Raw genomic sequence first — 19765 nt, forward strand, 5'->3', positions numbered from 1 at the left:
TTCATGCCCTTCACTTAATCCCCAAACGTTTCATCTTCTGGGTAAGAGTATTTCGATGAATACCAAGAAGTTGTGCTGCTCTTGAGATACGCCAGTGGGCACTATCCAGAGCACGGATGATCTGCTGTTTCTCCAACTCATCAAGATCCATCGATGTAATCACAAGATCTTCCTTTTGAACCAATGGTTTATGAGACGACTCTTCCTGTATCCGCTCTTGTTGAAGAAGTTGCTGGGGAATATCCTCTATCGAAATCACATCATCCGTCGTCATGATAATAGCGTGGTGAATAGCATTCTCAAGCTGACGTACATTTCCCGACCATTCATACTGGAGAAAAATCTTCACCACCTGCGGATCAATCTCTCGGATACGCACCCCCTCTTCTTGCTGATAAAGATGGAGGAAATGATTCATGAGAAGGGGAATATCCTCTCTTCGTTGACGAAGAGGTGGCAAAGAGAGGGAAACCACATTTAATCGGTAGTAAAGATCTTCTCGAAACTTTCCCTCTTTTACATACTGCCAGAGCTTACGGTTCGTGGCGGCAATCACACGCACATCCACAGGAATAGTCTCAAGTCCTCCAACACGGGAAATTGTCTTGTCCTCAATCACCCGAAGCATTTTTGCCTGGAGAGAAAGAGACATCTCACTGATCTCATCAAGAAAAATCGTACCCTGATTGGCTAGCTCGAACTTCCCGATTTTTCGTTTTTGTGCCCCGGTAAATGCTCCCTTCTCATAACCGAAAAGCTCACTCTCTAGAAGCATCTCTGGAATCTCGGCACAGTTTATTTTCACAAAAGGACCAAAATTTCTCCGACTTAGCGCGTGGATTGCCTGGGCAAAAACCTCTTTCCCTGTCCCGCTCTCCCCTTCAATGAGGATATTCGCATTGCTTTTTGCTGCTTTTTCCGCCTGTAAAAATGTTTGAATAATTGCCTTTGAATATCCCACCACACCGAGCTTTTCCATCGTATACGTGATACCCACCGCCTCTCTATCGGGCACAGGAAGATAGGATTCTATGCCAGGTATAACCTCCATGGTTTCTCCTTGACTGTAAAAACATCATTTATTCATTATACCACATTCTTAAAAAAAAGCAAGTGGGAAAACAAAAAAGCAACGAAAACGAACCTATCGTCGTCTGCTTCCCATGACTTTTTGAAGAGTTTCTTCCATCCCCTTGGCCTGTTCATAAGGTGAAATCTTTACCTGACTTCCTTCCCCGAGTGAAAAAGTCACAAACTGGAAATCACTTTTTACCTGGAGAACAGCGTTTTTAATCTTGATTTTTACCCCAGGATACACCGTTTTACTTGCCGAAATCTTGGCTTCAGCAGCAAGCCCATCGATATATTTCTGGATCTCGGCAATCTGATCCTCTGTTTCTTGAAGGATTGTTTTGAGTTCGGTCTGTTTTGCCACAAGCTCATTGTAAAGAATTTCCTTGTCCGGAGGAAGAGGTCCACTGGCAAGAAGCATGGAATAGTTTGTAACCTGCTTATTGATATCGGGAAGTTGCTTTTTAATATTGTCTCTCTGCGTAATGAGTGTCATGAGTTTATCCTCTGCATCAGGATCAATCCCTGCCTCAAGAATCGTCTCCGCATAAGCCTCTGTACCCAAAAACTTCGCATTAATCTCCTGAAAAGCACGGATCCTTCCCCCTCCAATCTGAGAACGTCTTCCACCCTGACAAAAAACCCTTTTTTTGGAGCTGACATCGCTATGGAGTATGGCTTCCGTTACCACGATATCTCCTTCTGCTCGTATCGTGGCACGCTCAATAAATTTCGCATATAGATCCCCCCCGCATACAATCTGAGCCTCATCCTTTCCCTGGATACCCTGTCTGACCACAAGATTGCCTTCAGCAGTGATATGTGCCTTGCCCACGTTCCCTTTGATCTCTACATTTCCTCCCGCGTATACCTTAAAGGTATCATTGACATTGCCATAGACAACAACGTTCCCCGGGAAGTTGACATCTCCTGTACTTGGACCGACATCCCCCCGAACCTCATAAACCGGTTCTACGTTAATACGACCATTTTTAAATACTACCTGCCCGTTAATATCAGAAATAAGTTGGAGTCCATCGGGTGAAAGATGGTTGTTGTTTCCCGGAAGAAGGGGCACATCTTTTCCATCTCGAGCAGGCAGAACACGTCCAGTAATAGTTTTCCCTGGCTTCCCTTTCCCCGCGGGTTCTTTTACGGCCAGGATCTGTCCAGCCACTACTGACTGTACCACATCAAGATCGTGAAAATCCACAGAACCATCTTCTTTCACTTTTACCACGGCCTTATCGCTATCCGTTTTGAAATGGTAATGGATCTGGGCATCTTTCCCGTCCTCAGGATAATCTCCTTCTGCCACGATCACCGGCACATTGTACAACTCGTTTTCAAACGCCTGGGTAATAGCATCCTCTTTTACACCATAAAACACCTTCTTGGCTTTCAGAAGATTAATTACCTCATCGTTTTCAGGGAAACCCCCGCCCTTCTCTGGCCGGGTAACTACCATAAAGGCCTTCATTTCATCAGTAGAAATCTGAAAAGAGATCTTGGCATCTCCAGGCGTAGGACTGCGATCACCGATTTTTACCCACTGACCAGAGGCATTTTGAACAGCTTTCCGCAAAAGATTCTCGTCATACCCTGTTATGCCCTTATTGGCAAGAATCGCTTTTGCTACATCAAAATTAACAGATTTTCCCTGCCCTTTGGGTGGGGTGACTTTTACCATGAGACTATGGGTTCTCGGTATGACATGAAAGGATCCATCCTCATTAGCTGAAAACTCCACTTCTGCCTCTCCAGCCCCTCCCAGAAGTTCTACACCAAGAGAAAGTGATTTCGTCTTTTTGACAAGGATTTTCATAGGCTTTCGACCAAAACCAAGAAAACCACTTTTTCCCCGTTCAAGAATCTCATATTCCAGATTCAAGAGACTCGTATTCCAGAATTTTGCTGCCTCCTTCAACGCATCCTCGATAGAAAAAGCAAAAACCTCCAGCTCTGCTGGCCCTTGATTTGCCGATGTTTCCATCACCTGATCATGTTCCAAGAGTTCTCTCAGTCTATCCATATGCCCTCCTATCGGTACTCCCTTCGAGCATGTGCAGGGGGAATCCCAAGTATCCCCCTGTATTTGGCAACCGTCCGTCTGGATACCTTTATCCCCTTGTTCTCAAGAATACTCACTATCTGTTCATCACTTAAGGGATCTGCCTTGTCCTCCTGAGCTACGATCTGGCGAATCATGTCATGAATACTCTTCGTAGAAACATCTTCCTGGGACACATTTTTTACCGAAGCTGAAAAAAACTGCTTCAAAGGGATTACCTTTCCTTGAACCTGAATGTACTTATCTTTTACTACCCGGCTCACCGTGGATTCATGAATACCCAGTTCCTCCGCGATATCCCGCAAACGAAGGGGCTTCTGATAACGTGCCCCCTTAATAAAAAAGTCTTTTTGGTATTCAACCAGGGCATGAATTACGCGATAAACTATTTCCTTGCGGCTTTCCAGGTTTTCGATCAATGTTTTCGCGCTGTTTAGATTGTTTTTCAAAAACTTTTTGTCCTCTCGAGATAATTTCTCATTTTCTGCTAGTGAGAGATAATACTGATCCAACCGTACATCAGGAATATAGTATTCATTTAAACGAATAGAGATCTTATCCCCCTCAACATCGACAAACGCTTCAGGAATAATCGTCATCGCCGATTCTCCCCACCCAGTCACAGGCACAGGCTTGAGTTCTGCGAGGTTTTCAAGCACTTTTTGAAGGTTTTCCTCCGACAACTTGTAATATTTTCTTATATGAGAATATAAACGTTTTTCGAGAAGATCGGGAACCTCCTTGAGTAAACGAGCCTCCAGACTCTCGGGACCAAAGGTCTCCTCCGCCTGAAAAACAAGAAACTCATGCACCCCACGTGAAGCAAGTCCCTCAGGATCAAGGCGCATAATCTTTTGCCGAATCTGTTCTACCTCTTCAAGGGTATAATCGGTCCCCTGGATGAGATCTTTCACATCCTGACGCAAAAAACCATTGGTATCTAAAGAGGTAAGAAGAAGCATGGCTATTTCTTCTTCTCTCTCACTCCAACCCGCAAAATGGATTTGTTCACGCAGATGGTCAAGGAGGCCTTTTGTATCTGCTGCATTTTCAAAAACAAAATCGGGGGCTGTCAGAAAAGACTGACGTTTTAATCGCCATTTTCCACCCTCTGGTACCGGATTTTCAAGCTTTATAAGGGGATTTTTTTCCGCTTCTTCTCTTAATTTCTCCCTGAGCTCCGGCAGAGGAAGCGTTAAAATCTCCATCTGTTGGACAAGCAGAGGCATCAAAATCTGGCGCTGATCCTGAATAAGTTGCTGTTTCATTTTCTGCACAAAAAGTATGCCATATTTTTTATTTTTTTGCAAGTCTTTTAAAGGCAAGAAAAAAAATTTTCAGGTTTATATACCCTGAGAAAAACTTTTTTCTCCAACCACTTGCAAAAAAATAAAAATGGTGTATAATGAAATCACGGGTTTTTGTATAAAAATAAAATATCATATAAAGGGAGGATTTTATGGCTGAAAAACCAAAGTACGTGTACTTTTTCGGCGGCGGTAAAGCTGAGGGTAACGGTAAGATGAAAGACCTTCTGGGAGGGAAGGGAGCCGGTCTAGCCGAAATGACAAGCATTGGATTACCAGTACCGGCTGGCTTCACTATTACAACAGAAGTATGTGAGCTCTATTACAAAAATAACAAACAATATCCTGAGGGTCTCAAAGAAGAGGTTGAAGAACATCTCAAAAGATTAGAAAATCTTGTTGGAAAGAAACTGGGCGACCCTGAAGATCCTCTGCTTGTTTCTGTCCGCTCGGGAGCCCCCATCTCGATGCCTGGCATGATGGAAACCATCCTCAATCTTGGTCTCAATGACAAGTCTGTTGAAGGCCTCGCCAGAAAAACAGGCAACCGTCGGTTTGCTCTTGATGCTTATCGCCGGTTTATCATGATGTATGGATCCATTGCCATGGATGTCCCGAGGGAAGAATTTGACAAGGCCTTCGATCACATTAAGGAAACCATGACAAGAAAACGCCTCAATATCCCTCGCGGACAAAAGGTTCAGGACACCGATGTGAATGAAGAAGAGCTCGAAGCTCTCATCAAAGAATTCAAAGAGATCTACAAGCACCATGTGAAAAAAGATTTCCCCCAGGATCCTCAAGAACAGTTATGGGGGGCTATCCATGCTGTGTTTGATTCCTGGATGGCTGACAAGGCAGTTACCTACCGCAAGGTGGAAAAGATCACAGGCATTCGTGGTACCGCAGTCAATGTGGTGCAGATGGTTTTCGGAAACAAAGGAGACACCAGTGGAACAGGGGTATGTTTTACCCGCGATCCAAGCACAGGAGAAAATACCTTCTACGGCGACTTCCTCCCCAATGCCCAGGGAGAGGACGTTGTGGCAGGTATTCGAACACCTCTCAAACTCTCGGAATTTGAACGCACAAATCCCACAGCCTATAAACAGCTTGTTGAGGTACGCAAGATCCTCGAAACACACTACAAAGACATGCAGGACCTCGAATTTACTGTGGAAGAAGGCAAACTCTACATGCTCCAGTGTCGAAGTGGAAAACGTACACCGATTGCTGCTTTCAAGATCGCCGTTGACATGGTAAACGAAGGCCTCATCACCAAAGAAGAAGCAATCCTACGTATCAGACCTCAGGATATCGAGGGACTCTTCTACCCCATCATCGACCCCTCTCAAAAAGAAGAACTCAAGAAAAACTTCATCGTCCAGGGTATCGACGCCGTTCCCGGTGCAGCAACAGGCCGCGTTGTGTTTACAGCCAAAGAAGCTGAAGAATGGGCTGCTAAGGGAGAAAAGGTAATCCTTGTTCGACACGAAACCAGTCCCGAGGATGTGGGGGGCATGCATGCTGCTCAGGGTATTCTCACCGCTACCGGTGGGAAAACCTCTCACGCAGCGGTGGTAGCTCGTGGTTGGGGTAAGTGTTGTATCGTTGGATGTGAACAGATGACTATCGATTATAATAAGGAAGAATTTCGTGTTGGAGATATTGTGGTGAAAAAAGGTGATGAGATCACCCTCAACGGAAGTACAGGAGAGGTTTTCAAAGGAGCCATGAAATTGATCAAACCCACACCTCCCGAACAGTATTACACCCTGATGAAGTGGTGCGACGAGATCCGAAGGCTTCGTGTACGCACCAACGCTGATACCCCTTATGATGCCCAGAACGCCCTTGAGATGGGGGCTGAGGGTATTGGTCTCTGCCGAACAGAACACATGTTCTTTGATACTGAGGAGAGACGTCTCGCTATTCAAAGCATGATCGTTGCCGATACCTACGAACAACGTGTCAAAGCCTTGGAGAAGCTTTTACCCTTCCAGAGAGAGGACTTCATAGGAATCTTTAAGGTTATGGACGGGAAACCTGTGACTATCCGTCTCATTGACCCACCGCTCCATGAGTTTGTCCCCCATGGGTGGAACGGTCAAGAGGTTCTCGCCCAGAAACTCAAGATCCCTGTCGATAAGGTTCGCCAGAGAGTGGCACAACTCGAAGAAGCCAACCCCATGCTAGGACATCGCGGATGCCGTCTTGCCATCACGTATCCTGAAATCCTTGATATGCAGGTACGGGCTATCATCGAGGCTGCCTGTGAATGTACCAAACAAGGAATCAAGGTCTTCCCTGAGATCATGGTTCCTCTCGTCATGGACAAAAAGGAATTTGAAATCCTCGAGAAACGGATCCGTGAAGTAGCAGACAAGATTCTCGAAGAGAATAAAATGAAAATTGAATACAAAGTGGGTACCATGATCGAAGTTCCCCGGGCAGCTCTGCTGGCTGACAAGATCGCTGAAAAGGCAGAATTCTTCTCATTTGGAACCAACGATTTGACCCAGATGACCATGGGACTTTCCCGAGACGATGCTGGAAGATTTCTGCCAGATTATATTGATGAAAAGAAAACAGGGATCTTCAAAGCCGATCCCTTCCAATCTCTGGACCAGGAGGGAGTCGGCTTACTCGTAAAATGGGCTATCGAAAAAGGTCGTTCCACAAGACCAAACCTCAAGATAGGAATCTGTGGAGAACACGGTGGTGACGCCGCTTCAGTGAAATTCTGTCACAAAGTAGGCATGGACTATGTCTCCTGCTCTCCTTTCCGTGTACCTATCGCAAGACTTGCTGCAGCCCAAGCAACTATTGAAGAAAAAATGGGAAAATAACAAAACCCGAAGAAAACCCCACGGGCTGTCTCAGGAGGTGAGGCAGCCCTTTTTTATGAAACATCCCCTCGAGAAATCTGCCGGCATTTCTCAACAACAATCCAGGAAAACTCTATGGTTTCACCCTACGTGACAAAAGTGGCTCTCTTTTCCTCACATTCAGGAAACCCATCAAGATGGAGGTGATAGCTATTCCCGTGTTGCCGTCATGACAAAATACCTTTTTGCTATTACCTTGTAGCAGTGGCATTCAAAACCAGGGCGCTTGCCGTCTCTCCAGCAAAAAACAGAAAATGGGATATTCCTTTATCGCAGTCTCATCCACGCTCATTCAAAAACTGTAAAATGGTAAGAGCTTTTTCTCTGAGTTCCCCACGAAACATGTAACCAGTGTTATTCACGTTCCTAAAGATGGAGAGTTTTGATATTACTTTTTTGCAACGAGTTTTCCCCTGGCTCTTCCCTTCTCGCAGTTATCCTTTTTACATAAGCTCTTTCGCAGGAGAAGAAATCTCTCACGTGAGTTATTACCTTTTTACAGTGATCCCTTTTCAAAACTGTAACAGGGAAAGAGCATCGTTGCTGGCAGGAAAAAAGCCCCGACATACCATCTCTGGAGACGAAGCCTACTACAAACCCCATCTCAACGAATTTTTTCACTTTCCCTGGAAAAATATTTCACTTATACGAGTATGATGCCGTATATTAAGTAAGGGAGGAAGCCTATGAAAAAAATCGTAGGTGTGATGTTTGTGTTTTTTCTCTCAGGGTGTAATGTTCTTAGCGTGTTTAATATCACCGATCCGACAAAAGAAACAAACGTTGAGTATCTTCTGGGACTGGGAGAGTATTACATCCAGAATATGGAGTATGATAAAGCCTATCAGATGTATAGTCGTGCCGTAGAACTCGAACCGGATAACGCAAAAGCTCTCGAGGGTCAAGCAACCGCGGCTCTCTATAAAGAGATTCCTTTCACCAACGTGGTGCTCGCCATTGTGAAAAATAACAGCACCCTTATCCCTCAAAATGGTCTCTACCGGGCTGCTGGTCTCATATCATCCAACATGCTTACCATCATGCAGGGAAAAGCAAAAGGCCTTGATTCCAACGATGTGCAGATCAATACCGTTTTTTTCCTCATTGGAAACCTCTGGGCTGTGTTTCTCGAACTGGACAGTAACGGTAACGGCAACGTAGAAAACGATACCAGAGATCTCTTTATTCTCAACCAGGATTTCACCATTGAGAACAATACCACCAATCGCTCCTTTGTCGATCTGGCTCAAGCAGGTATCACCTTTCAAAGAAGACGCCCTCTCATCATCAATCTTCTGGATTACAGCGATATTGCCCTGTCCAATATCCTGGGGCAACTCCAGAGCGAACAAACACGAGAGTTTTTTGCCTCTCTTACCAGTGGGTTCTCTGCCATTCGTTCCTCGGTAGAAGATGTGCTCCAGATGAGCGGTAGCGTCACCAATCTCCTCGGGAACAATGATCCTGATAGCATTACTAACCTTATTGGAGAAGGAGGATATGCTCCTGGAGACTACACTACTTTTACAAACGATCTTGCCAGTATCGGTATCACCAACTGGCTGGAACTTACCAATAGTTTTCCCGATCTGGGTGGTGGCTTCGATGCGATAAGTAATTACTTTGGATTATAGGAGAAGATGGTGAAAAGGTTTCTCTTTTTCCTCTTTCTTTTTCCCCTGGCATGGGCAACGGAGTGGAAGTTACGTATCCCCACAGACATCCTTGCCACAGGAGGCGCTGGTATTGCAGCCGATGATAAGACAGGGCTTCTTTTTATGAACCCTGCTGTCTATGCTATCCAGGCAAACCGACATTTTCTTCTGGGTTCCCTGGGAGGAGGAGCCAACTTTTCTCTCTTTGACCTTTATCAGGTATACAATCATCTCGCTACCAATAACAACGATATCGCTACCCTTACTCCTGATATGTGGCGATCCCTTGCCTCCCTTGGCCTTTATACTTCCCTCATTGGCCCCCTTTATCTCGGCTACATGGGAGACAGGATAGGCATTGTGCTGTTCAATGATTTCCGTATCTTTGTAAGACAAAAGGCTTCTCCTATTCTTCCCTATTTTGAATGGAAAAGTTACCTCGATATTGGACTCCAGATGGGGGTGGGGTTTAGTCTTCCTGATGTAAGTTTTCTTCCCCGACAATCACGGCTTTATGGGGGACTTTCAGTGAAACTCATTAACCGCTTCCAGTATACTGATGATCGCCTATCGATTCTTGAGCTTATGGACAAGGTTAATAGCCTTTTTTCATTCCAGAGTGGATTCCTCATGGGGCAGGCTCTGGGTTCAGACTTGGGTCTTCTCTACAAGCAGGATAAATGGCGTGTAGGGCTCGTCATTCGTGATTGGTTCACCACAAGCTTTCAATGGGTGGCTTATGACGCTCGTTTTCAGGTAATTTCTAATAATGCCGGTATCACCACCTGGTGGCCTTCGGTAGATGTTGGTATAAGCTATCATCTGGGTAATATCCTCTCCAGGTATCTTCTGGGTAATATCATCCTCTATGCTGATCTTGTGAATATCACCGATTGGAGAGAAAATGGCTGGTTAAAAACCCGCTTCGGTATCGAGGGAAGGATACTAGAGTTTATTATAGCAAGAGCAGGCCTTTACAAGGGATACCCCACGCTGGGAGTAGGTCTCGATCTTCCCCTGCTCAAAATCCATATCACCTACTACACTGAAGAACTTGGAACCGTCCCCGGTGCTGCTCCTCTCCCCATTCTGACCGCTGAAACCCAACTCATCTTCTAAAAAGACTCTCTCACCTTTTTTCATTTGCTTGACAGATTTTTTCTCTATACGTATACTTAATGATACGATTTAGTGGGAGGTCCCTATGGTAACCGCTGCCCGGATTCGCAGTTTAAAGGGCAAACGAAAAATCTCGATGCTTACCGCCTATGACTATTTGACTGCCCGTATCCTCGAAGCTGCTTCCATTGATATCATCCTCGTAGGGGATTCAATGGGAACAACAGTTCTCGGCTATCCTACCACGATTCCTGTCTCCATGGATATCATGGTCCCCCATGTTGCTGCCGTCAAGCGGGGAGCTCCTCACACGATGGTTGTCGCTGATATGCCTTTTCTCTCCTATGGTCTCTCCGAAGAAGAAGCTATTCGCAATGCAGGAAGGTTTCTCAAAGAGGGTAATGCCGATGCCATAAAACTCGAAGGAGGGAGAGAAATCGTCCCCCTCATAGAAAAAATGGTCTCGCTCGGCATTCCTGTTATGGGCCATATAGGACTTCGTCCCCAACAGGTACTCAAGGTGGGATACCAGATTGCCGGAAAAAACGACAAAGAGATCGAAGAACTCAGTGAAGACGCCAAAATCCTGGAAAACGCCGGGATCTTCAGTCTTGTTCTTGAAGACACTACCGAAGAGGCAGCAAGACTCATTACCGACATGCTTTCTATCCCAACGATTGGCATTGGCGCGGGGAGATACACTGATGGTCAGGTACTCGTGATCACCGATATGCTGGGATACAACCCGGAAATCAACTACAAGCACAACAAAACCTACGTCAATCTCTACAATACGATTTTTAATGCGGCCGTTCAATACAAAGAAGAAGTAGAAAAGGGCCTCTTTCCTGCAGAAGAAAATGTTTTTCATCAGAAATAACCTATGATAACCCATGATGGGAGTTTTACCGCATTTTTTACCGCTTTTCTTGTTGCCCTATCCCGGGGAGAGGATTTTGGCCCCGAAGAGGGGGGACTTTTTGAAACGAAGAGTGTTTCCCCCGATGATAGGCTCGTTGAACAATGGCTTGCCAGAACAAAACAAGCCTACGGAAGTGAGGTAGTTTCTGATTTTTTAGCTCTCTTTTTTTCCGAAGAAAAAGACCGTGAAAGCCTTTTTCTTTCCTATGCAAAACTTCTTGAAAAAAAAGGAAAAACCATCCGTAATGCAAGGCAAGAACCCATTATCGCCAGGATAATGAAAATTCGAAGGGCATACTTTTTTGAAGTGCATCGTTTCCAGGGGCTTGTTCGATTTCGTGAAATCCAGGGATGGCTGTATGCCCCCATTGAACCAACCTACCATATCCTCCCCTATCTCTGGTCGCACTTCCATCGACGTCTTCCCCGAGAAAAATGGATTATTCACGATACAGGGAGGGATGTGGCCGTACTCTATGATGGTGAAATCCATTGGACAAATGGATTCTCTCTGGATGGCACACTTGAAGAACTTGTCAGCGAAAGGGAAAAAGAGATTCAAGCACTCTGGAAAGGATTCTACCAGAGCATCGCCATCCCTGAACGAAAAAATCCCCGCCAACAGCGTCAGATGATGCCAAAAAAATACTGGAAATACCTCGTAGAAAAAGAAAACAACCCAGCATAAAAAATTTCCACCTTTCTCCATGCAAGGTTTGCGATCAAGACTCTTCCTCATATTTTCTCAAAAAATTCTTTTTTTGCATCTTTTGATATCCTTTTTGCCTTATTAAAATGAAACGACAAAATACTTACCACAAGGAGGAAAGTATGAGAAGAACCGTATGGATCATGGTGTTGTCCGGTATAGCCGGGGTTTCGATGTTGTTCGGCTGGGGACCTGCTGGTGTCCAGGGAGCAAGAAGTTCCGTGAATTACGGTCCAAGAATGGGGATGAGAGGTATAGGCATGATTACCAATCTCTCCCAGGACCAGAAGGATAAGATCTTTGCTATCCAGCAGAATCTCGAAAAAGATATTGCTTCCCTGCAGACTGAAGCCAATCAGATCCGCTACGATCTGCACAAAGTGCTGACGGCTACCAACGTGGACGAAAAGAAAGCAAAAGACCTCCACGCCAAGCTTCAGTCCATCCAGCAAAAGATAGCTGATCGTCGCTTTCAGGCAGAACTGGATATGCTTAAAGTCCTCACCCCCGAACAACGACAGCAACTCCAGAATCTCCCCGCACCAAACAGGGGAAGAGGCGGCAGAATGGGCAAGTGGTAAAGCACCACCAAACACCAAACCTCCTTACATAAAGCCTGGTCAGTCTCCTGACCAGGCTTTTTTTTAAAAAAACAAAAGTTGAAACTTTTTCTTTTTTTAGCTATAATAAAACAGTACGAGAGAAAATCCCCTCTGGAGACTCTCCATCTTTTGGTCGATACAATCAAAAAGAAACAAGCAAGGAGGGTTGAATGCTACGGATACACCCCTTACCACAAAATGAAGTTTATCATGCTCTTGAGCATCGAGAGTTTTCTCCAGCGATTACTTCAGGCCCTTCGGCTGTGGTTTTGTCACAGGACTGGTGTCCGGACTGGCTTGCCATGGAAAAGTGGCTAGAGGCCTGGAAAGATTCCAAGAGAGTAGAACAAGAGATCGATATTTACATCTACCTCTACAACAGAGAACCCGAGTTTGTAAGATTTCTTGCTCTAAAGGAAAACGTCTGGAATAATTATCTCATCCCGTATGTCCGATACTACTGTGGAAACCATCTCATCGCCGAAAGCAATTACGTTACCCCCGAAGGATTTCTCAAAAGATTTGAAAACGAGCGATGTACACAACTCAAGGAGAATGTATGAGATTCCGAAGAAACGCAAAATTTATCAGTGAAATCAATATGACACCGGTGATTGATATTGTCTTTCAGCTTTTAACCTTTTTTATGCTTACCTCTACCTTTATCAAAAGCTCAGCCATCAACGTCGACCTCCCCAGCAGCAAAACCTCTGACGCTCAGCCCGTGAGAGAAGTGGTGGTTGTCCTCTACAAAGATGGTCGCATCACCGTAAATAACCAACCTGTCCAGAAAAATGCTATCACCTCCTTCATCTCAAAATATGCCCAGCAAGACAGCGAGCTCGTGGTAACTGTCCAGGGAGACAAGCGTGTGGATTACGGTCTTTTGATCGAAGTGATGGATGCTGTTCGCCAGGCAGGTGTCAAACGTCTCAGTCTGGCCACCATCTACAAAGAGGATTAACATGAAAGCCTCACTTCCTGAACCCATCTCCTTTCGGCAAAGCCTGGTTGCGTCGATCATCCTTCACCTGATTCTTCTTTTGATTGTGAGTCTTCTTCTCACCAAGTCTCCTTTTAAACAGGAGATTGAACCAATCATTGTCACTATAGAGGCTCCATCGGCGATGGCCGAAGGTGCAGAGGCAAGTCCCGCTCCTCCTGTCTCCACCAGTCAACCCACCGTTGCCCCCCCGTCACAAAAGACTCCCGCCCCACAAAAAGAAGAAGCCAAGAAAGTACTCGAACAAGCAAAAGAAAAAATAAAAAAAACCACCACCACCTCAAAACCTGTCCCTTCTTCAACGCCAACCTCGACACAGGAAACCCCAACCACCCAGTCTTCTCAAAACGTAGAGAGTGAAGACGATATCCTCGCAAAAAGCATAGAAAAAGCCCTCCAGAGTACAGGGAAAAAAGCTACCGGCACCTCCACCTCTTCAGGAAGTGGGCAGCAGGGAACCGGCTCTGATCCCCTTGGTGATGCTGCCTGGAAATCCAGACCACGAAAAACCATCTTCTTCCCTGATATTGCCTCCAAGATTCGAGAAAAGGTTTCCAATCCCCTCATGGGGTACACTGTCACGGCGAAAATTGTTTTTGACAATCAGGGACTTGCCATCCGTGTGGAAATCATACGCTCCTCAGGAGATCCCTTAATTGATAGCATTTTTCTCTCAGAGCTCAAAAAAATCCGCGTGGAATCTATTTCCGAGGATAGACTTGATGAGATTACCAAAACCTTTAAGGTTAGTGTGCGTTAAAATATCCGAAACATAACCATTTGAGAAAAACAGAAGGATACCTCAATCATGTTTCATCTGATACGAAAATACTCCAATCGCAAGCTCTACGACATCGCCACTCGCTCTTTTATCAAACAAGAGGATCTGATCATGCTCCTCATCCAGGGCGAAGAGGTTCGTATCGAAGACAGTGATACCCATGTGGACATCACCTCTCTTGAAATCCAGAAAGCCCTCGTCCGTTTTCCTGAACTTCAAAAACTTTATGTTTCTAAAAAACTCTTCCTTCAATCCTCTCAGCCATCTCCTGATACAGAACTTGAGACAGCCACACCCAACGGAGAGGGATATGTTCCTGCCGAGATTCGTCTTCTCTACAAGTCTCTTGAATACCTCACTGCCTCACTACGAATCCTTGCCAGCGAACCCGTTTACAATACAGCCCTCCATGCAGATCTGGTGGAGAATTTCCTCTTCATCGAAAAGCGCCTCAGAAAACTCAAAAAAAAACATAAGCTTATTTAGGTTATGGAAATACGACTGGCAAAACCAGACGAAACAAACGAACTCATCGAAATGTGTCGATGGTTTACCACTTCTCCCTTTCAATTTGATGATCGCCTTGAAGGGGTTTCGAGTGGATTTGAGCCCATCTTCGCAAAAAATATGCTTCTCTCACCATCAACCATAACCTACGTCGCTACCGAAAGCCAGAAAATTTTAGGGTTTATTGCCTTTCATCCCTTGAGTCCTATCTCAGAACATGCCGGAAAACGTATTGCCAACATTCTTCTCCTTGTGGTCAGACCCGAAAACCAAAACCAGGGTATAGGAGGGAGTCTTGTTGACAGGGCTCTCTCCCATCTTTCCAATCTCCAGGTAGACATAGTAACGGTAGGCACAGACCTCTATAACATCCCCGCCCTTCAGGTTTATACTTCCAGAGGATTTTATCCCCGCCTTGTGTGGCACATTTTCCGTTATTACGATCTTTTACCAAAAGACAAAAAAGAACTTCCCTCTCAAACAACCTCTCTCTCGGCCAATATTCGTCCCCTCTCCCTCAACGAGATTCAACCATTTGAAGAAAGTTTTTCCCGTCCTCTCTCACTCTTACGTGACAAATACGTACATAAATCCTCACTCCGAAAATACCTTATCGAAAAATGGAAATCCCAGATAAACCAGGCCAAACTCTTTTGCCTCGGCTATTGTATTAACGATCGCCCCATTGCCCTCATCACCATCCAGCAAGATACGCTCAGTGAACAAACACTCAAAACAGAAAAACCTGTTTACCGTATTCTTGATGTGCTTACCCTGCCCAGTACTGAGCTCTCCATCCTGAGGAGTCTTCTTCAAGAGATGACTGTCCGTTTCTCCGCAAGCCTCCTCGAGATATGGATAGACGCTACGGAGAATCTTCTGATCCAGACCATCGAGGATGCCGGTTTTCGTCTCGCCTACAGCGGCATCAACCTCCACGCGTACCCTGTACCACCTACAAAAGAACCCTGATAGCTCCTCCTATCCTCAAACCCCGCAGAAGAAATTGTAATCTCTTTTCTTCCTCATAGGAATCAAGAGTCCCACCATGAAATTCCTTCCAATACAAGTGGACATCCCCCTCTCCCCCAAGATCCATCCATCCTCCCACAAATCCAACACGAAACCGTCGCCACTGATAGCCTGTGGAGAGAGAAACTCCCCATCCCATGAGTCCTACCCCATTCCCCGAAGCCCTCTCCACCACCACAGGAGATCCCCAACCCTCATCGAGAAAAAAACGCCGCATCTCAGACTCTCGCAACTCCAGATCAAAGAGATACCCCCATCCTCCCATCACACGCAAAGCCGTCTCCCACTGTGCCACTCGCATTTCCCAGCCCACTGTCAGCATCCCTGCCACCATATCTCCAGAAAAAACCGGTCTCACCTCATACCTACCCTGCACACCAATGCCAAATATTCGGTAGTACATGCCTCCCAACTCCCAGAACAGCCCGGAAAAAAGCTTCGACTCCTGCCACGCAGAAAATTCAAGCGAAGGTAATCCTCCCTCCGGTACGAAAAAACACGCCTCTCCTCCCAACGAGAGACCATATATTCCACTCGCAAGTATCACTCCTACAACGATTGTGCGAATTCTCATGCTCTTCTCCTCTGCCACAGTATCTCCACAACAAAACAAAACAACAGCCCGTATCCCACACCACCAACAATCAAAAGCGCCTGGGAAATCGACTCATGCCACACACTAAAGAGAACTCCCTGGGCTATAACCCCCAACCCAATAAGAGCACCATACACAAGACTTTTGTGAACAGTATAAAAACTCACCAAAAACGAAATAAGGGCATAAGGAATAAACCAGAAGGTATAAGGAGCCAGATACTCCTTCAAACCCGGATAGTTCCCTCCCAGAAACCCCTCCGCTATAAGAGAGCGAAAAATCCACACACACCCTGTGTATCCAAGCAGTATCACTACCAGCACACCAAGTCCCCACAAAGTCAAAAGATGGGATCGTTCTTTTCGCTTTGCCATCACAGGAAGAAAAACCGTCGTAAAAGCCGACGCAAGAAAAAAAGACGCCCTCGCGATAAGGCCAGCCATCGCATACGTTCCCACAACCGCCTGATTGAGAAAAAACGACCTCACAAGAAGCACATCAAACGACGAAAGAACCATGTACGCTCCCCCTGAAACCATACTTACCACAAACGATTTCCAGAAATGCTGGTACCTACCACATCCTGTGTTCGGCAATTCCCTATACCACTGCCAGAGCATCCATCCATACACAAACGCTGCCAACACCATCGGGACCAAATAGGCAAACATCAGAGAAAAGGCCGTTTTCCACTTCAGAGCAAGCACTATCCCCAAACCCAATTTCATCAACGTTGTCACCGTTGTCACCCAAAAAAGAAGAAGAAACTCATGCTGAAACTGCAAAACGGCATAGAAAAAAATCTGCACATAATTGACAAGGACAATCACAAAAAGCACCATAAGCACGGCCTTATCTGGCAGTTTCAACCAGACCTGAAGAAGCGGTATAGCCAGAAAAAGCACAATCTCAAGTACCACCAGTATCTTCATCAAACTCATAAATAAAAAACGAATAAAAGATCGAATTCCTTGAGGATTTTCTCGAAAGATCTCCCCTAACGACTGGTTCATAAAGAGCTGGAGCCCCATCACCGGCATCGAAAGCAAGGAAAAAAGGGACCCCATCAACGGACTCAATACCCCATATTCGACGGGCCCAATCAACTTCCCCACCACCATATTAAAAACAAAATTGATACCTCCTGTTACAAAGGTCGCCACCGTCATAAGCCCGGTATACGCTACCACCTCTCGACGTTTCAACTCTCTCATAGAATTTCCATACTTGAAAGAAAATTTTTGTCTACAAACTGAATAGCCCCAATATCAAATCGAATCATCACCCGACTTCCGACAATTTTTACAACTTCACCTTCACCCATGAGCCTGTGCCTCACCCTTACGCCCGGTTGAAGATCCTCAAAACGTGCCTGTTTTCCTGATACGGATGTCTCGAATACTTTTTCTTTTTTTTCTTCATTATTTGCTTTGCGGAAAGTGTCTCGTGCTGCAGTTTTGAAATCATCCAACCAGAAGTCCGTTTTTTTTCGCCATTCCCACGCCTCTTTTTTTCGTTGAATCTTTTTTTCCTCAACACAATCCTCTGGAAGATACTCCAAAAAAGGAGAGGGCCTTGTTTTTATCGTTTCCCCAAAAGCAAACCTCTCTTCTGGCACACAGAGGATAAGCTTTTCTTTTGCCCGTGTTGCTGCCACATAAAAGAGTCGCCTCTCCTCATTAAGTCCCTGGGGCGTTTCAGTGCTCCTACTCAGGGGAATCAGACCTTCTACCACATCGAGAACAAACACCGCCCTGAATTCCAATCCCTTGGAGTTATGAATAGTCATCAACCAAACACAATCGGTATTTTTTACCTCTTCTTCAGCGGTATTGAGCACCACATAATTCAAAAAGTCCATAATCGTACTCTCTGGATTGGCTTCCTCAAAAGACCTGGCAGCATCCACGAGAGCCTGAATGTTCTCCCATCGCTCCTCCTCTTTCTGTTGTTTCCAATACTCCTCAAAAGGAATCACATCAAGCAAAAGCCTCAAGAAGGTTGCTGGCAAAACAGTATCAACAGGTTCTCGAAGTTGTAAAAAAATCTCTGCCATCTCCATCAGTACCTTCGCTCGAGGACCTATTCCCGGAATAGAAGAGGCTTGCTTCATGGCTTCAATAAGATCGCAGTGATTTTGCTGGGCATAATTTACCAAACGACTCACCGTTACTTCACCAATCCCTCGAGGTGGTACTTCTATGAGTCTCTCAAACGCCAGAACGTTGAGAGGATTCACCAAAAAGGCAACATACGCCATCACATCCTTGATTTCTCTTCGTTCAAAGAAACGCAAACTCCCCACAATATGATAGGGAATTTCGCGCTGGATCAAAATCTCTTCAATCCCTTGAGACTGGGCATTAATCCGGTAAAAGATGGCTATATCTTTAAGATTGTACCCCTTTTGCCGGAGGTCAAGAATAGTGTCCGCCACTGTTTGATAAAGGGTCTTTTCGTCCCCCCCATACAATACGAGTGCAGACTCCCCCTCCCCATTTTCGGTCCAGAGGGTCTTACCCATGCGGTCGTCAATGGCACTGGCAATTTTATTGGCAATCTCTACCAGTCGCCTGGTGGCACGATAGTTCTGCTCCAGCTTGATCACCTTGGCCTGAAATTCCTCCTCAAATCGACGCATATTTTTGACAAGAGCGCCACGCCATCCATAGATAGACTGGTCATCATCCCCTACAATGAGAATATTGCGGTGTTTTTGTGCTAAAAGGGCAATAATGTCATACTGAATCTTATTGGTATCCTGAAACTCGTCCACCATAATGTACTGCCAGAGATTTTGATAGGATTCTCTTATCTCTTCATAGTCACGCAAAAGAACATACGTATTGGCTAAGAGGTCGCTGTAATCCATAAGAGAAGCCGACTGAAGACGCTGTTGATACAATTTAAATACATCGTGAAGATAGGATTGATGCTCCATAGGGAGATTTTTTGGTCCTAGAGGCTCATCAAAGGTCTTCAGGGCTTCTTTAGCATCAGATATCCAACCAAGCAAAACCTCAGGTTTGTAGAGTTTCACAATAAGAGGAGAGTATTTTTCTGCAAGAGATTTGACCACCTCACGCATGAGTTTGACCGCATCGCCCTCATCTATCACGTCCCATTGTTTGCCATATCCCAAAAGATGGGCATGTTGCCGAAGAATCCGATACGCCATCGAATGAAACGTCCGGATCCAGAGATTCCCTATTGGCTTATGCAAAAGTTTTTCTATACGCTCCTTCATTTCATTGGCAGCCTTATTGGTAAAGGTAACAGCGAGAATATTGGTGGCATCAATGTCTCTTGTATGTAAAAGATAGGCAAAACGATGTGTGATCACGCGTGTTTTCCCTGATCCAGGGCCAGCCAGTACTAAAAAAGCCCCCTCAGTGGCCATGACTGCCTCACGCTGCCTCTCATTGAGGTTTTCAAGAATAGAATCCATATCTTCTCCGCAAAAATAGTGTCAAATATTATGGATAAAAAAGGGATTTTTTTCAA

17 protein-coding genes are annotated in these 19765 nt (G+C 45.4%); 11 read left to right on the top strand and 6 right to left on the bottom strand.

Annotation, left to right across the window (positions count from 1 at the left end; genetic code table 11):
- Nucleotides 1-10: 10 nt before the first annotated feature.
- From KDW03_RS02470 to rpoN, 3 genes are all read right to left on the bottom strand, one after another.
- Nucleotides 11-1051, bottom strand: a complete 1041-nt coding sequence (locus KDW03_RS02470) for a sigma-54 interaction domain-containing protein (protein ID WP_271435817.1) — start codon at nt 1049-1051, stop codon at nt 11-13.
- A 93-nt stretch (nt 1052-1144) separates the two neighbouring features.
- On the bottom strand, nt 1145-3103 hold the full coding sequence (locus KDW03_RS02475; protein ID WP_271435818.1) for a FapA family protein: 1959 nt from the start codon (nt 3101-3103) through the stop codon (nt 1145-1147).
- A gap of 8 nt (nt 3104-3111) precedes the next feature.
- On the bottom strand, nt 3112-4410 hold the full coding sequence (rpoN, locus tag KDW03_RS02480) for an RNA polymerase factor sigma-54 (RefSeq protein ID WP_271435819.1): 1299 nt from the start codon (nt 4408-4410) through the stop codon (nt 3112-3114).
- Between the two features lie 191 nt (nt 4411-4601).
- On the opposite strand from rpoN, the gene ppdK reads away from it, so the two are divergent.
- The 11 genes from ppdK to KDW03_RS02535 all read left to right on the top strand — a co-directional run bounded on the left by ppdK (nt 4602) and on the right by KDW03_RS02535 (nt 15606).
- Nucleotides 4602-7298 (top strand): pyruvate, phosphate dikinase, encoded by a 2697-nt coding sequence (gene ppdK, locus KDW03_RS02485; RefSeq protein WP_271435820.1) that lies wholly within the window; start codon nt 4602-4604, stop codon nt 7296-7298.
- 725 nt (nt 7299-8023) lie between these two features.
- A complete protein-coding gene (locus KDW03_RS02490; protein ID WP_271435821.1) occupies nt 8024-8971 on the top strand; it encodes a tetratricopeptide repeat protein in 948 nt (315 codons plus the stop codon).
- Nucleotides 8972-8980: 9 nt separating this feature from the next.
- Nucleotides 8981-10111 (top strand): hypothetical protein, encoded by a 1131-nt coding sequence (locus KDW03_RS02495; RefSeq protein WP_271435822.1) that lies wholly within the window; start codon nt 8981-8983, stop codon nt 10109-10111.
- 85 nt (nt 10112-10196) lie between these two features.
- Entirely contained in the window at nt 10197-10991 is a 795-nt protein-coding gene (panB, locus tag KDW03_RS02500; protein ID WP_271435823.1) for a 3-methyl-2-oxobutanoate hydroxymethyltransferase, read from the top strand.
- Between the two features lie 3 nt (nt 10992-10994).
- Entirely contained in the window at nt 10995-11720 is a 726-nt protein-coding gene (locus KDW03_RS02505; protein WP_271435824.1) for a TIGR03915 family putative DNA repair protein, read from the top strand.
- 143 nt (nt 11721-11863) lie between these two features.
- Nucleotides 11864-12322 (top strand): Spy/CpxP family protein refolding chaperone, encoded by a 459-nt coding sequence (locus KDW03_RS02510; RefSeq protein ID WP_271435825.1) that lies wholly within the window; start codon nt 11864-11866, stop codon nt 12320-12322.
- 191 nt (nt 12323-12513) lie between these two features.
- Nucleotides 12514-12906: a hypothetical protein gene (locus KDW03_RS02515; protein WP_271435826.1), complete on the top strand. Its 393-nt coding sequence runs from the start codon at nt 12514-12516 to the stop codon at nt 12904-12906.
- Nucleotides 12903-13307, top strand: a complete 405-nt coding sequence (locus KDW03_RS02520; RefSeq protein ID WP_271435827.1) for an ExbD/TolR family protein — start codon at nt 12903-12905, stop codon at nt 13305-13307. The genes KDW03_RS02515 and KDW03_RS02520 overlap by 4 nt, the downstream gene beginning before the upstream one ends.
- A 1-nt stretch (nt 13308) precedes the next feature.
- Complete coding sequence (locus KDW03_RS02525) at nt 13309-14106, top strand: hypothetical protein (protein WP_271435828.1); 798 nt, start codon at nt 13309-13311, stop codon at nt 14104-14106.
- Between the two features lie 48 nt (nt 14107-14154).
- Complete coding sequence (locus tag KDW03_RS02530) at nt 14155-14613, top strand: polyhydroxyalkanoate synthesis regulator DNA-binding domain-containing protein (protein ID WP_271435829.1); 459 nt, start codon at nt 14155-14157, stop codon at nt 14611-14613.
- 3 nt (nt 14614-14616) lie between these two features.
- Nucleotides 14617-15606, top strand: coding sequence for a GNAT family N-acetyltransferase (locus KDW03_RS02535; protein ID WP_271435830.1), 990 nt, complete (start codon nt 14617-14619; stop codon nt 15604-15606).
- On the opposite strand, the gene KDW03_RS02540 is transcribed toward KDW03_RS02535, so the two are convergent.
- Genes KDW03_RS02540 through KDW03_RS02550 form a run of 3 tightly spaced genes read right to left on the bottom strand, consistent with a single transcriptional unit; the run spans nt 15590 to nt 19709 of the window.
- Nucleotides 15590-16240 carry a hypothetical protein gene (locus KDW03_RS02540; RefSeq protein ID WP_271435831.1) on the bottom strand — a complete coding sequence of 217 codons (651 nt, stop codon included), beginning with the start codon at nt 16238-16240 and terminating at the stop codon, nt 15590-15592. The genes KDW03_RS02535 and KDW03_RS02540 overlap by 17 nt on opposite strands.
- Nucleotides 16237-17475 (bottom strand): oligosaccharide flippase family protein, encoded by a 1239-nt coding sequence (locus KDW03_RS02545; protein ID WP_271435832.1) that lies wholly within the window; start codon nt 17473-17475, stop codon nt 16237-16239. Before KDW03_RS02545 ends, KDW03_RS02540 begins: the two co-directional genes overlap by 4 nt.
- Complete coding sequence (locus KDW03_RS02550) at nt 17472-19709, bottom strand: ATP-dependent helicase (protein WP_271435833.1); 2238 nt, start codon at nt 19707-19709, stop codon at nt 17472-17474. The genes KDW03_RS02545 and KDW03_RS02550 overlap by 4 nt, the downstream gene beginning before the upstream one ends.
- Between the last annotated feature and the right edge of the window lie 56 nt (nt 19710-19765).

This window comes from Thermospira aquatica, from assembly GCF_023525255.1.
GTDB classification, from domain to species: Bacteria; Spirochaetota; Brevinematia; order Brevinematales; family Thermospiraceae; genus Thermospira; species Thermospira aquatica.